The following is a 14,153-nucleotide window of genomic DNA, read 5'->3' as shown; positions in this document are numbered from 1 at the left end:
ATTATAAAGATGTTTCAGAAGCAAACAGCCCACCATAAAACGAATCGGATGGCTCGGATTGCCCACTTTAGAGTACAACGGCGAAAATTCGTTCTCGAAATAATTCCAATCTATTTTATCTGAAAGCAAAACGAGTTCGTGTTTATCATCAATAAAATCAACCAACATCGGGCGGAATAATTCTGGCAGTTTTTCTGGATTTTTTCCTAACATATTTGCAAGGTTTTAAAGCTCTAATATACAAATTCTTGCAATAAAAAACAAGCTATTTTAAACCCAAAATACTAATAATCAGTAAATTATAAGTGGTTTAAGGAGAGACTATTTAGATAATTTCAGCAGATCAATCAAACGAATTCGGATGGAATTGCTTGATTTCATCTACCGTATCGAGGACTTTATTTTTTAAATAATGTTGATATTTTTGCAATTTGGCTGCGACAGTTTCATCAGAAGTTCCAATGATTTTCGCAGCTAAGATTCCCGCATTTGCGGCTCCGTTCAGCGCTACAGTTGCCACCGGTATTCCAGATGGCATCTGCAAAATCGACAAAACAGAATCCCAACCATCAATAGAATTTGACGATAAAATTGGCACACCAATTACCGGCAAAGTAGTGCAACTCGCCACCATTCCCGGCAAATGAGCCGCTCCGCCCGCTCCGGCGATAATTACCTTCAAACCGCGATCTTTAGCAGAATTTGCATACTCAAACATTCTTTCGGGCGTTCTGTGAGCCGAAACCACCGTTAATTCATAAGGAATTTCAAGAGATTTCAGAAAATCCGCTGCTTGTTGCATCACCGGCAAATCGCTTTTGCTCCCCATTATAATTCCTACCATTTTTTTTTAATTTTTTCTATCGTTAAAAAGATAATATTTTCAAATTTACAAAAATAAAACTTGGACGTTCGACCTTTGTTATATTGTTTCCGCCTTCACTTTCACCAAAGATTTAATGTGAGTGAGTTTTTCTAAAAGTTCTTCTCGGGAATTGGCTAGAACATTGATGTGGCCCATTTTTCTGCCGGCTTTTGTGTCGGTTTTCCCATAAAGATGAATGTAAGTTTGAGGAAGTTTCATCACTTCATTTAACCCTTCATATTTCACTTTTCCGGAGTAATTTTCCTCTCCTACCAAATTCAACATTCCTGAAAACCCAAAGTTTGTGGTATCTGCTAAAGGTAAATTTTTCACCACGCGATAAAACTGCTCAAACTGGGAATTGGCATTTCCTTCTTGGCTTTGATGACCGGAATTATGCAGTCTCGGCGCAGTTTCATTTACCCAAACTTTTCCGTTTTTATCCAAAAAAAGTTCGATAGCAAACAAACCTGGCGATGCAATGGCTTTTGTAAATCGTTCCGCAATTTTGGCAATTTGATCTTCAACATCCGCAGAAATTGCCGCGGGACAAATGTTAAAATCCAAAAGATTCAGTTTCGGATCAGCCACCATTTCAGTCACCGGAAAGGTTTGGCTTTCACCAGATTCGTTGATTCCGATAATCACCGACAATTCCTTATCGATATCTACCAAATGCTCCAAAACCGACGGAACATCCCACATTTTCAGCAAATCTTCTTCTGTTTTAATGATTTGAACGCCTTTTCCATCATATCCACCGGTGTTCATTTTTTGAACAAACGGAAGTGAAAAATTTCTTTCCGAAGCATTTTGAATCGCTTGAAATTCCGGACTTGGAATTTCATTTTCCAAATAAAAGGATTTTTGAAGGATTTTTTGTTGAATGATTTTTACACTTCCGGAATTCGGAACGACTTTAATACCTTGTTGTTCAAGAGCTTCCAAAGATTCCGCATTTACATGTTCAATTTCAATCGTTACGACATCTTTGTCTTTTCCGAAGGCTAAAACATCATCATAATCATTAAAATCACCTTTCACAAAACGAGAAATTCCAGCACACGAACATTCGGGATTTGGATCCAAAACATGGAATTCATCGTCGTATTTCAACGCTTCTTGAATAAACATTCGGCCCAATTGACCACCTCCTAAAATTCCGATTTTCATTTTTATAGATTCAATTTTATTTAAAAATAATTTATTCCTTTTTTTAATTCATTTCATAAAATTCCAGCGGCAAATCGTCCGGATCCTGAGTGAAAAAGAATTTCTTGTTGGTAAATTCATCCACCCGAATTTCCTCACAAATCAATCCTTTTGAAACCAATTCCGCTCGTTTTTCCTCCACATCTTCTACCGCAAATGCCAAATGCCTCAACCCGCAACTTTCTGGTCGTGAAGGCCTTTTCGGCGGATTAGGAAAAGAAAACAATTCGATAACATACTGATTTTCAATACCCAAATTCAATTTATATGAATCACGATCAGCGCGGTAAACTTCATGTAAAATACGAAGTCCTAAAATTTCGGTATAGAATTTTTTGGAAATTTCGTAATTCGAACAAATAATCGCGATATGATGAATGTACATTTTAATGTTTTTTAATTTCCAGATTTTTCAAAATCGCTTGAGATTTTAATTCGGTTTCTCGCCACTCTTTTTCAGGTGAACTTTCCGCAGTAATACCACCTCCAACATAGATTAAAGCTGCGTTTTTGAAAAACTCAGCACATCGCAAATTGACAAAATATTGAATCGTTTCCTGTGTTTCAACTTGAATATATCCAGCATAAAATTTTCGAGGGTGAGATTCGAAATTTTCAATTGCATTTTGGCAAAAATCCTTCGGTATTCCGCAAACAGCCGGCGTTGGATGAAGTTCTGCGATGAGATTTTCGAGGTCAGTTTTTTCTATTTTAGCTTTAAAATCTGTTCTCAGATGCTTAATATTTCCGGAAATGTGGTCGTAAGTTTCCGATTCATTGACTTCTGAAGCCAAGTTTTTAAGAATATTTTTAATGAAAAGTGTGACCGGTTTTTGTTCTTCCAACTCTTTTGAAGTCCACGATTCTTCGACAGGAAGCGTTCCCGCGAGACTCATGGTTTCAAATTCGGAAGTTTTTTTATTGAATTTCCCAAGAACTTCGGAAAATGCACCGATCCAACAACGATCATCTTTTATAAAAAAATAGACAAAAGCATTCGGATAAGATTCGCATAAATTCAAGAAAGTTTGGTTCAAATCAACGGGAAATACTTCAAAATCAACCAATTTTCTTCTGGAAATCACCAATTTTGAAAGATTATTTTCTTTAATAAAATCAATTACATTTTCCAGTTTTTGCTGATATTCAACCTGATTTTCTTCTTGAAAATCAAATAATTCACTTGATAAATTTGAACTTAAAAAATTCAGATTTTGAAAATCAGAAAACGAAATTTCTTTTAAATCTCCCTCAAAATCAATTCTTTCGGATTGATCAAAAGAATGAAAAGAAACATTTTGCGGAGCAGAGTTTTTCTCGGTTGTCCACAACGTTTCGGAGAAAGGAAATCTAAAAAAAACCATATCTACTGCGGTCTTGGAATGATATTGTTGGTCATCGTGGTGTGATTGATCAGTGCTCCTTTTTCGTCACGAATTTCGATTTCGGAAACGTGCATGGTATTTCCTTTTCTGATAAATCGTGCGGTTCCGGTGACGATTCCTTCTTTTTTACTTCTCAAATGGTTGGAATTAATATTGGTTCCCACCGGAACAACTTTTTCGGTATCGACGTGCAAAACCGAAAGACAAGATCCCAAAGTTTCCGCCAAAACACAACTCGCACCACCGTGCAAAATCCCGAAAGGTTGATGAACTTTTGGAGTAACCGGCATCGTCGCAGTGAGCGATTCGTCGGTAACATCGGTGAAAATAATTTCTAACGTTTTGCCTAAATTTTCGCCACCCCAGTTATTTAATCGATGTAATATTTCGTTTTTTTTGCTGTCTTCCATGTTGAATTTTAGAGATTAATAGATTTTAGGATTCCATTTTTCAGGATATTTCGGAGTGATTTTTTTGTAATAATCTTCCATTTCCTGCATGATATCTTCGAAGGTTCGGGTCTCTAAATCTTCTACGGAAATTTTGTACCCGAGGTGAATTTCTTTGTGTTTGAAATCGCCTGCAGCAACTACAATCGGAACTTTCGCAGCGAGCGCCATGTGATAAAAACCTTTGCGCCATTTCGGCACCCAACTTCTGGTTCCTTCGGGAGTGATTACGAGGCTGAAATCGTCTTTTTTAAACTCATTGGCTACGAAATTGACCAAATCGTTTTTCTGTGAACGATCAATCCCAATTCCACCCAAAGCTTTTACGATAAAGCCATACCAAGCTTTGGTATGCGCATCTTTGATGATGATTTTCAGCGGCTTACCTAGCGCCCAATATGCCAAATTCCCTAAAATATATTCGGAATTAGAAGTATGTGGAGCTACCACGAGAATGCATCGGTTGAGATTATCGACATCGCCTTCGAGAGCGATTTTCCACCCGAGGAGTTTTAAGATTAGTTTTCCGAAGAATTTTTTCATTTTGAAATATTTAAACAAAAAAGTATAACCATATATTGGTTATACTTTACAAATATATTGAATTAATATTTTAATTAAAATAAACTGCTTGCGAAATCGATGATTTTGATTGCGATTTCAATAACGAACTGTACCATGATTTGATGTTTTTAAATGTTAACTGATAGCTGATCGAAATTAACTGTACGAAATTAGCATTTTTTTTAATTAAAATACAAATTCCGGTGTTAAATTTTATTAAAATTTGCATTGGAGGAACAAGCGAAAAGCGGATTTTTTATATTGATAAATACCTCCGCCTTTGCTTATCCACTCTCATTATTTAGTTTTGATGGAGATTTCTTTCTTCCCGTCTTTGATGGAAATATTCACATCCTGAAGTTTATCAAAATCTACTTTCATGGAATCGATCACTTTATCAGCTTCTACTTTTGGCATTTTTTTTCCGTTGATGATTACACTGTCGGCATCATTGGAATTGTACTGAATCGTAGAACCGTTGATCTTAATTTTATCTTTTTCGATCACCACGCCGTTGTCGTCATTTTCATCATCATTTCCGTCGCCATCAATGTCGCCATCGAGGTTTACGCCGTTTTCTTTCAGTTTGAAAACTTTTGTGGACATCGGAACTACCAATTCATAATTCACATTATAATCGCGGAAACGGTGAGCGTAAGGATATTTCACGAAATTTGGCAAGAGGATTTTGTTGTTTTCAATTTCCACGGGAACGTTCAGTTGAATCGGAACATTGTAACCTTCTCCTTCTTTTTTAATGATTAAATATGGTGTTTTCACATCCGCTTTTCGGGTTACATTTACGTAAGGATAATCTTCTTCATACACTTCTTTTTTGTCGGAATAAATATCGTCATCATATCCGATGAAATTCTGTGGAATCACGACCTGTTTTACGTCTACATACAAACTGTCGGAAGTGGTATTGATCGCCACGTTTTCGGTGTCTTCTTTATGACCTTTGTAGATCATATCTTTTTTCGCCATGTTGATTCCGAAATAAGTTCCGAATGCCAAAAGGATCAAAAATAAAGCTCCAACTACATATCCAACGTTTTTTAATTGAGTTTTCGGTGAGATTAATTTAATGGAAAGCAAGCTGAATAATAGTGCAGGAATCAATACTCCGATAATCATCATTCCGTATAAAACATTGCTCATTCCGCCATCTTCAAAAAGAAAATTAAATTCTCTTAGCGGTGGAAATTCATTGGTCCCAAACATTCCGAAGAGGAAAAATGCACCTACAATACACATTAATGCCATGACAGCGAAAAGACTTCCTAAAACATATCTTATCACGTTCCACAAACCGCTTCCGGCTGTGTTGATATAAGGTTTATTTTCGTTGTAAATCTCGCCTACTCTTTGGGTAGATTCGTTGGCGAATTGCACCAATTTGTTGGATTCATTTTTTAAATTGTCAAAATTCATGGGCTTTCCCTTCATTTTCAAAAAATCTGTTGCAGTTTCTGCTTTTGGCAAAACGATCCAAAGAATTACATAAATTAAAATGATTAATGAAGTAGAAATTGCCGCAGTGAAAACTCCTAAAATCGCGATTCCTAACCAAATGGCGCGCATCGCACTGATATCCATTCCAACATAATGAGCCAATCCGGCGCAAACTCCAGCGATTTTTTGTTTCTCAGGATCACGGAAAAGTTGTTTTTGGCCGCTATTACCTGCAGATTTACTTTCTTTTCTGGCATTTTTTTCCGAGAAATAAGCTTCTTCTTGTTCTTCGATTTGCTCAGGTTTTCCGATTTGGGAAATTACTTTCTCCACATCAGCATCGTTGATAACTTCTCTTTTACCAAGAGTATCTTTGAAAATTTCCACCATTCTGATTTCGATATCGTGCATTACCTCATCTGCTTCGTTTGCATCCAAAGAGTTTCGGAGTGCTGCAAGATAATCGCTGAGTTTGATGTATGCATGTTCCTCGATAGTGAAAGAGAAACCGGCGAGTCCTATTGAGAGTGTCTTGTTCATAGTTTTAAGTATTTGGCTGGAACGAGCTTTCAGGTGCGTTCGTCGGGTTATTGTTTTTAGTAATTTGGTTTACAGATTCGGTCAGTTCATTCCAAGTATTGAGCAGTTCAGCGAGAAAAAGTTTGCCTTTTTCGGTAATCTGATAGTATTTTCTTGGAGGTCCTCCGGTAGATTCTTCCCATCGGTACGAGAGGAATTCTCCGTTTTTCAATCTTGTAAGCAGAGGGTAAAGGGTACCTTCCACCACATCCAGTTTTCCTTTTTTGAGTTCGTCGATCAAGTCGGAAACATACATTTCTCGTCGGTCGATAAGACTCAAAATACAGAATTCCAGAATTCCTTTCCGCATTTGCGCTTTGGTGTTTTCTGTGTTCATATTATTTGAGGTTATTAATTGGTTTCTTTCTAATATTTTCCATCTCTTAAATTTGGAATCTCATTCTTACAATGCAAAGATATAAAATAAGTTTAGTAATATGCAATACAAAGTAGTGAAATTTTTAAAAATATTTTTATTAAAAAATTAATAAACCTTGAAAATTCTTTTATTAATAAGCCTTCCCATGATATTTATAAATTAAAATTAAATTCAAAAAAAAAATCCGAATCATTGCTGAAACGGATTTTAATTTATTAAAAGCTAGGATTATTCTGAAAATTTGGGTTTTAATTTCGGTTTTTCACCACTACCCAACCTTTATAAAGTCGCCCATCGGGAAGCGTGATAACATACCAATAAGTTGTGGTAGGAACCGGACGACCGAGCCATTTTCCGTTCCAAACAAATTGATCCGCCGATTTCTGCTCGAAAACCATGATTTGTTGACGATCAAAAACCTGAATCGAAGATTGTTGACCTTCAAAAACATCCAAACCTTTGATCGTCCAAAAATCATTAATTCCATCTTCATTTGGAGTAAACACATTCGGAATATCTAGAACAACGCCTTTTTTTGGTAATCCTCTGCATTCTTCATTTTCAAACTTCACATAAAAAGTTGTTACCCCTTTCGGTAAATTCACAAAAACATTGCTCGTTTGCCAATTAATTCCATCAATGGAATATAAAATAGGTTTGCTTCCTGTGGCGATTACCGTAAACGAATTATCGTTCGGAACAAGTTGCGTGATAATCGGAACTTCATAATTTTTCACTTCAAAAGTTGTGGTGAAAGGACAACCATTTTCAGCTGTAACCGTGATTGAGTAAGTACCCACGAGATTCACACCAAGCAATTCCGAATCTGTAGAAAACACTTCTCCTGCTGGATTTTTCCATTCATAAGAAACGAGATTTAATCCTGAAAAATTTGGTTTTATGTCAACAGCATCGCCATCGTACGGACAAAAATAATGATCAGGAATAGAAAAAAACGGTGTCACTTTGAAACGAACATTAATAATTGTCATTTCCGGACAAAAACCCGCTGAATCCACTTTCACATAAATACGATTTTCGCCGGGACCAATTTTAAACAGAAACGCTTTCGGATTGGTGATCGCATTGGTATTGTTATTCAAATCTGCAAGCGACGGATAATAAGTAAAGGTTCCGCCTGCAAGCATTTGCGCTTCAAATTGGGTTAAATCTACCACTTCACTTCCATCGTTTCCAGCATCGCAAGATTCCGAAGTAAACGGACCAGAATTAGCCAATACAACCTTAGCTCTAGCTTGTAAATCGATGAATGCGAGGTCATTACATCCCGGAACATTTTCAACTTTCACCCAAATTCTCGCAGGCAAAGCAGCAATTTCAAAATTGGGAGGATTGGTTATTTCATTCTGATCGTTCTGAGCATCTGTTTCATTTAAATAAAATTTAAAATGGTTTTCAGGATCAAAGAAATCAACCATTTGAGAAGTATAATTCAAAAGATTAACTTCATATTTACCATTCAAATTGCTATCGCAAATTCCACTGATTACTGAATTAATCGCTTTTGGCGGAAAATAAGTTTTCAAATGAATTGCTTGTACCGAAAAACAACCCGTCAGTAAAGACTCAAACCTCGCATAGATTGTGGTAAGCGCATTATCGGTAGTTTGAGAAGAAGGAATTTGGGAAGAAACCAAACCTGCATTCGCTTCCGCTAACGTCTTGTAATAGGTGATTTTAGTATCGGAAAGCTGAACTGAATTTTGCGACTGATCAAACATCGTAGAAGTTGCCTCATTCAGATTAAAGCTTTCATTAAGATCAAAAGACGGATCGCATCTTCTTAAAGTTGCTTCAGAAAGGATAATCGTAGGTAAAAAATTAATTTTCAAATTTAATGCAACAATCGAAAAACATCCACTTGCGGTGAATTGAACTTTCACATAAACCGTATTATTGGCAGAAGCTAAATAAGATTTCGGATTGTAAATTGGGTTATTTAAAGATTGATATGACGGATCATAATTTCGGTAATAACTAAAATAAACGGACGCCGTATCATTATAAATAGAACTTTCATATTGAGTAATATCAAAAGGTTCCTGTCCATCGTTATTGTTGTCGCAAATATTATTTGCCGTAAAATTATTATTAAAATTGACATTCGGAGCAGCCACTAATTTAACGGTAATCGGATAAATTTCCACACAACTTTCGACCTGAACTTTAACATAATAAATCTGAGTGTCCGATAAAAGAATATTCGTTTGAGGATTAGCTCCACTTACTGCATCCGCATTGCTTAGGAAATAAGAAATCGTTGCGGTTTGCGAACCTGCAATTTGCCAACTATAGTCGGTAAGATTTACGGATTCGCTAACATTATTTCCTGTATCACAAACACCGAAATCGGTTTTCATCGCAACGGGATGAATAAGAGAAATAGTTAAAGGCCGAACAGTATAACAATGATCCGCATTCTCAAAACGCACATAAAAAGTTTTGTACACTTGATATCCATCACCTGTAATCACTTGAGATGGTGAAATTGCATTTTGAGGAAATTCAGCATCATTCTGATTATTGTAAAAGGTAACCGTAATTCCGGGAGCTGTGCTGTTGTACATTGTTTGGGAAAGCGCTACCAAATCTACCGGAACATCGTCTGTACCATTAAAACAAATAGAAATCGATTTCGCAGTGGCAGGAACATTTGTAAAAGTAACATCAAATTTAATTTCTGCAATAGAAAAACATCCTCCCGGATAAGCAACCCTTGCAAATACAGAATATTGCCCATTATGAATGGTACTCAAACTGAACCCAAAACCATCATACGCTTCTTGAAAAGTACTATAATACGAAATTGTAACACCAGTTTCGCTGGTCACCAAACTATCGAGATTGGTAGAAAAATCGAAAGATTCTTGTTTATCATCATTAAAATCGCAAGTGGTTACCGGAAAATTAATCGGCGTAGTCACCGCCGGTCCAGGAGTAAAACTTATTGAAATAGGACCAAAAACCATCGAGCAAGAACTTGTAGCATATCGCACCCAAAATTGCGTAGTTGACGTAATATCCGCAACTGTAATTTGATTTATCGCATTATCTGCATCTGCTTGATTGGCGTAATAACTGATTGTTGCGCCAGAACCGGGAGTAAATAATTGATTATCGAATTTCGAAAGCTGGTAATTATTTTCAACTCCATCGTTATTTGAATCACATAAATTTACCCTTGTTCCCAAAAGTACATTACTGATGAACTCGAACATCAACTCAGCAACTCGGAAACAGTTTGGATTCGTCTTATTCTGAATTCTTACAAAATAAGTCGTATTGCTATTTATGGAAACATTCGCACCGATTGGATTATTCCCAGCTCCCGCATCGGTTGCTAAATTATGATAAGTAAAATTAAAATTTCCAACATTTTGGGGAGTTACATTTTGTTGATAATCATCCAAATTGATGCTTTCCGAAGCTCCGCTGGTTATACAAAAAGTTTTGGTGAAATTTTTGGCAAGCGGATAATCCGGAGCAAAATTGACATTAATATCATCCGTGAAAACCTGTGGTGCTCCACAAATATTATAAGTCGCTCTAGCTCGATAAGTCGTGTTGTTTTCCGGGCAAACCGAAATAGAATTTCCAGTTCCCAAATAAGAATTATTAACATCAAACCAATCAATGACCGGACCGATTACAGCTCCGTTTGGTGAAAATTTCCAGCCTTCATTCTGTGCTGCCCAAACTCCGGTATTCCTATTGGTAGGCGAATATCCGAGCGTTTCGTCCTCATTCATAATTCCTAAAAGTGAATTCGAAAATCTGGCTGTAGAACACGGTAATTTTTTATCTTCAACAAAAATCTCAATTTCATTAGTGAATTCTGAAAGTACAATCTGCGTAGAAACTCTTTCATCACAACCAACCAATCTTCCTTGATAAAAATTAATGACCAATTTTCTACAAAAACCCGTTCCAATCACCGAATAATAAATTTCCGAAGGTTCCGAAGCCGGGAAAGTTAAATCCTGATACACTCCGAAAATTGAATTTCCAGGTAACAAAGGATGCGGATTATTATGCGCAATATTTGGAAAACTGATTTTATTTAATTGAGAAAGGTCAAAAGTGATGAGACCATTGGAACCCACAACAACTTTGTTATAATATTTTCCGAAAAAGCAAAACGTGAACGGAATATCAATCGAAGAAGCAAATAAATCATCATAATCTGCATTTAGAGCGGTTCCACTATTATAAGGAATATACGGCGAATAAGCAGTCGAAGATACCGAATATGTATCGGTTGCGCGAGTTGTAGGCGCAGAAGCATTAAGAGTCAAACACCGATTATTGTTCACCAACGGATAATTACAATCCACCAAAACATCACTATTTCCCACTGCATCGGTTACAGAAAGCGACTGACAAACCTGAGCTTCATAAAAAGATTGCCAAAATGAAGTGAGGACCACTAAAAAAGTAAAAAAATTCTTCACACTAAAAAATATATATGCAAATGTATAAAGATTCTCACCAAGTTGATGTCGTTCTAAACAATTACATTTGCAAGGTTAAATTTTGAACTTTATGAAACAATTAATAAAAAATTATTCAGGAATTATACTTCTGATTATCGGGATCACCGCCGGAAGTTTCATTGGGATTTTCTTTCCAAAAGCGGTGGATTTTCTTAAACCACTTGGCGATATTTTCCTTAATTTATTGTTTGTAAGTGTCGTTCCATTGGTTTTTTTCGCAGTTTCTAATTCCATTGCTTCACTGGAAGAGCAATCGAAATTTGGTAAAATTATTTTCTCAATGATTTTTACATTTCTTTTATTCATCATCATTGCAGCTCTTTTTACGATTACCGCGGTGTATTTTTCTCCCACTGAAGCATTGCCTTCAACCTCTAAAGAAATCCTGGAAACCGGCAACAACGCAACTTGGGGCGATCGAATTGTAAGTTTCTTCACAGTCGGAGAATTTACCGAACTTTTTTCTCGAAAAAATATGCTTGCATTATTGATTTTCGCCTTTCTCACCGGAACCGCAGCCAGAAAAACCGGTGATGCAGGAAAACATTTTACCCTTTTTCTCGCTTCCGGCTACAAAGTGATGAAAGAACTTTTATTATTAGTAATGAAGGCCGCTCCCATTGGTTTGGGTGCTTATTTCGCTTATCAGGTCGCGACGGTTGGACCTCAACTTTTTGGCTTTTATGCTAAACCGCTCGGTTTGTATTACGCAGCCGGCGTGGTTTATTTTCTTGTTTTTTTCTCGATTTATGCATTTGTAGCAAAAGGAAAAGATGGTGTAAAAATCTTTTGGAAAAACAATATTTACCCAAGTTTAACGGCAATATCCACTTGCAGTAGTTTCGCTACGATGCCCGCAAATCTTCAAGCAGCCGCAAGAATTGGCGTTCCCGATGCCATCGCCAATATCGTAATTCCGATTGGAAGTACGCTTCACAAAAACGGTTCGTCGATGTCTTCTATTATTAAAATTTATGTTGCATTTCTCATTATTGGGCGCGATTTTTTCGATCCAATGAATTTGCTTTTAGCATTAGGAATTACCATTTTCGTGAGTATTGTTGCGGGCGGAATCCCGAATGGAGGCTACATCGGCGAAATGTTGATGATTTCCGTTTACCAACTTCCTGTGGAAGCCATTCCGGCGGTGATGATTATTGGAACTTTGGTGGATCCGTTGGCGACTGTTCTCAATTCTACCGGAGACACCGTTGCCGCAATGTTTGTCACCAAAATTTCCGGGGAAAAATTTCAGGAACCAAAGGAATTTGCGGTGTAATTTTTTAAAAATATTTAATATCATTAATTAAAAAAAGCCGCTTCAACTGAAACGGCTTTTCTCTTTTAAAAACTAAAAATTATTGATAATGATAAAATCTTGCTCCCAAAGAAAGTGGGTTTTCAGTTTCGATACTTTTCAGTCCAAATCCTTTATAATTCGGATTTACCGATGATTCCAATTGTTTTCGGTGGAGTTTTTCGTAGGTTTCAAAATCAATAGCTTTTCTGTTTTTCAGATTTTCGAAAATATTCCATTTCTGAACCACTTCTCGCCAAGATTTTCCAACTTGTCCGACAAAAACTTTAGCTTTCGAACCGCTTCCGTAAGCTAAAAATCCGATTTCTTGATCTTCTAAATTTTCATTTTGATCGTAGCTCACCTGCATCGCAGAAAGCAAAGCCATAAAAATAGAAGCCGTGTACATATTCCCAACTTCCGAAGAAGCGCGCTGCGAAGGTTCTATTTTTTCATTAATAAATTTTATATAATCTTCGGATTTGGCAACCGCTTTTTGCTCTTCTGGGCTTTGGTAAGAAAGTCCGTTTTCTAAGCTGTAAATTTCGGTAAAAACCCTTTTCCCATGGAATGCATACGGCAAATGGAAAATCAGGTAACGCCAGTTTTCATAGGGCTTTTCAATTCCTGTTTGTTCTTTATAATGCTCGTAAGCTTCGCGAATTCTGTCTTGATAACATTGGTTGGAATATTGTCCGTCGAAAACCGGTTCATCCGTGAAAATCTCAATTTTATCGGGCATGAATTCTGTAGCTGAAGCTAAATCGGATTTCAAGGCAATTCTTCTTGGTTTAAAGAAATCAAAAACGCTTTCTGTAGCCACTCCGTACACATTTTCTATTTCTAAAAGCTGAGGATTATTGGACAAAAGAAGTGCTACTGCACCGCCACCTTGGGTGTATTCTCCGGAACTTGCCAACTCATATTTTGCATAATCAGAAGCAATAACAACGGCTTTTTTTCCTGGATTTACTCTACAAAAATCTAAGCAATTCTGGAGCGCATCTACCGCGCCTACACACGCGAAAGTCATGTCCACCACATCGCAATTTTTGAAACAACGTTTCCCGAAATCTTTTTCCAAAACGTTTTCCACCATTTGCATTGCGTAAGTCGCTGTCGGTTTTGCCGCATCTAAAGCACTTTCGGTTCCGAGATAAATTCGGGAAATATCTTTGGGGTTAAGCTGGTTATCTTCAATAAGTTTCAGTAAAGCTTCTGCTGCGAATGTAGCTGCATCTTCATGTACATCGGGTAAAGCCATTTTGTGTAAACCCAAACCTTTCTCGAGTTTTGCGGGTTCTATATTTCTTTTTTCTGCTAACTCCTTAATTTCCAAATAAAGGGAAGGAACGTGGAAGCTTGCCGCCTCAATACCATAGTTCATACTGCTTAAATTTTAAACAAATTTCTGAAAAATATTTTCCACTGAAAAATAAAAAAGCCGAAACTAC

The 14,153-nt window shown here is 36.8% G+C and carries 11 protein-coding genes and 1 pseudogene; 1 reads left to right on the top strand and 11 read right to left on the bottom strand.

The window, feature by feature from the left end; genetic code table 11:
- The 10 genes and pseudogenes from AP75_RS09175 to AP75_RS09125 all read right to left on the bottom strand — a co-directional run.
- Nucleotides 1-213: pseudogene (locus AP75_RS09175) on the bottom strand (IS5/IS1182 family transposase); the annotation flags it as partial.
- Between the two features lie 130 nt (nt 214-343).
- Nucleotides 344-844, bottom strand: a complete 501-nt coding sequence (gene purE, locus AP75_RS09170) for a 5-(carboxyamino)imidazole ribonucleotide mutase (protein WP_031501744.1) — start codon at nt 842-844, stop codon at nt 344-346.
- Between the two features lie 78 nt (nt 845-922).
- Nucleotides 923-2,038, bottom strand: a complete 1,116-nt coding sequence (locus tag AP75_RS09165; protein ID WP_088264402.1) for a 5-(carboxyamino)imidazole ribonucleotide synthase — start codon at nt 2,036-2,038, stop codon at nt 923-925.
- Between the two features lie 43 nt (nt 2,039-2,081).
- A complete protein-coding gene (gene gloA2 / locus AP75_RS09160) occupies nt 2,082-2,462 on the bottom strand; it encodes an SMU1112c/YaeR family gloxylase I-like metalloprotein (protein WP_088264400.1) in 381 nt (126 codons plus the stop codon).
- Between the two features lies 1 nt (nt 2,463).
- Entirely contained in the window at nt 2,464-3,441 is a 978-nt protein-coding gene (locus AP75_RS09155; RefSeq protein WP_088264398.1) for a chorismate-binding protein, read from the bottom strand.
- Between the two features lie 2 nt (nt 3,442-3,443).
- On the bottom strand, nt 3,444-3,872 hold the full coding sequence (locus AP75_RS09150; RefSeq protein WP_031504872.1) for a PaaI family thioesterase: 429 nt from the start codon (nt 3,870-3,872) through the stop codon (nt 3,444-3,446).
- 15 nt (nt 3,873-3,887) lie between these two features.
- Nucleotides 3,888-4,454: a 1-acyl-sn-glycerol-3-phosphate acyltransferase gene (locus AP75_RS09145; RefSeq protein WP_031504874.1), complete on the bottom strand. Its 567-nt coding sequence runs from the start codon at nt 4,452-4,454 to the stop codon at nt 3,888-3,890.
- Nucleotides 4,455-4,772: 318 nt separating this feature from the next.
- On the bottom strand, nt 4,773-6,470 hold the full coding sequence (locus AP75_RS09135; protein WP_088264396.1) for a PspC domain-containing protein: 1,698 nt from the start codon (nt 6,468-6,470) through the stop codon (nt 4,773-4,775).
- Between the two features lie 4 nt (nt 6,471-6,474).
- A complete protein-coding gene (locus tag AP75_RS09130; RefSeq protein WP_055041457.1) occupies nt 6,475-6,846 on the bottom strand; it encodes a PadR family transcriptional regulator in 372 nt (123 codons plus the stop codon).
- Nucleotides 6,847-7,136: 290 nt separating this feature from the next.
- Nucleotides 7,137-11,360 carry a T9SS type B sorting domain-containing protein gene (locus AP75_RS09125; RefSeq protein ID WP_088264394.1) on the bottom strand — a complete coding sequence of 1,408 codons (4,224 nt, stop codon included), beginning with the start codon at nt 11,358-11,360 and terminating at the stop codon, nt 7,137-7,139.
- 91 nt (nt 11,361-11,451) lie between these two features.
- Between AP75_RS09125 and AP75_RS09120 the strand changes: the two genes are divergently transcribed.
- Nucleotides 11,452-12,681 (top strand): dicarboxylate/amino acid:cation symporter, encoded by a 1,230-nt coding sequence (locus tag AP75_RS09120; RefSeq protein ID WP_088264392.1) that lies wholly within the window; start codon nt 11,452-11,454, stop codon nt 12,679-12,681.
- Nucleotides 12,682-12,760: 79 nt separating this feature from the next.
- Here the strand turns inward: AP75_RS09120 and AP75_RS09115 are convergent, their stop codons facing one another.
- Nucleotides 12,761-14,086: a hydroxymethylglutaryl-CoA synthase family protein gene (locus AP75_RS09115; protein WP_031503744.1), complete on the bottom strand. Its 1,326-nt coding sequence runs from the start codon at nt 14,084-14,086 to the stop codon at nt 12,761-12,763.
- Between the last annotated feature and the right edge of the window lie 67 nt (nt 14,087-14,153).

The organism is Kaistella haifensis DSM 19056, from assembly GCF_000735695.2.
Lineage (GTDB): Bacteria > Bacteroidota > Bacteroidia > Flavobacteriales > Weeksellaceae > Kaistella > Kaistella haifensis.
This window is presented reverse-complemented; position numbering and strand designations above follow the sequence as displayed.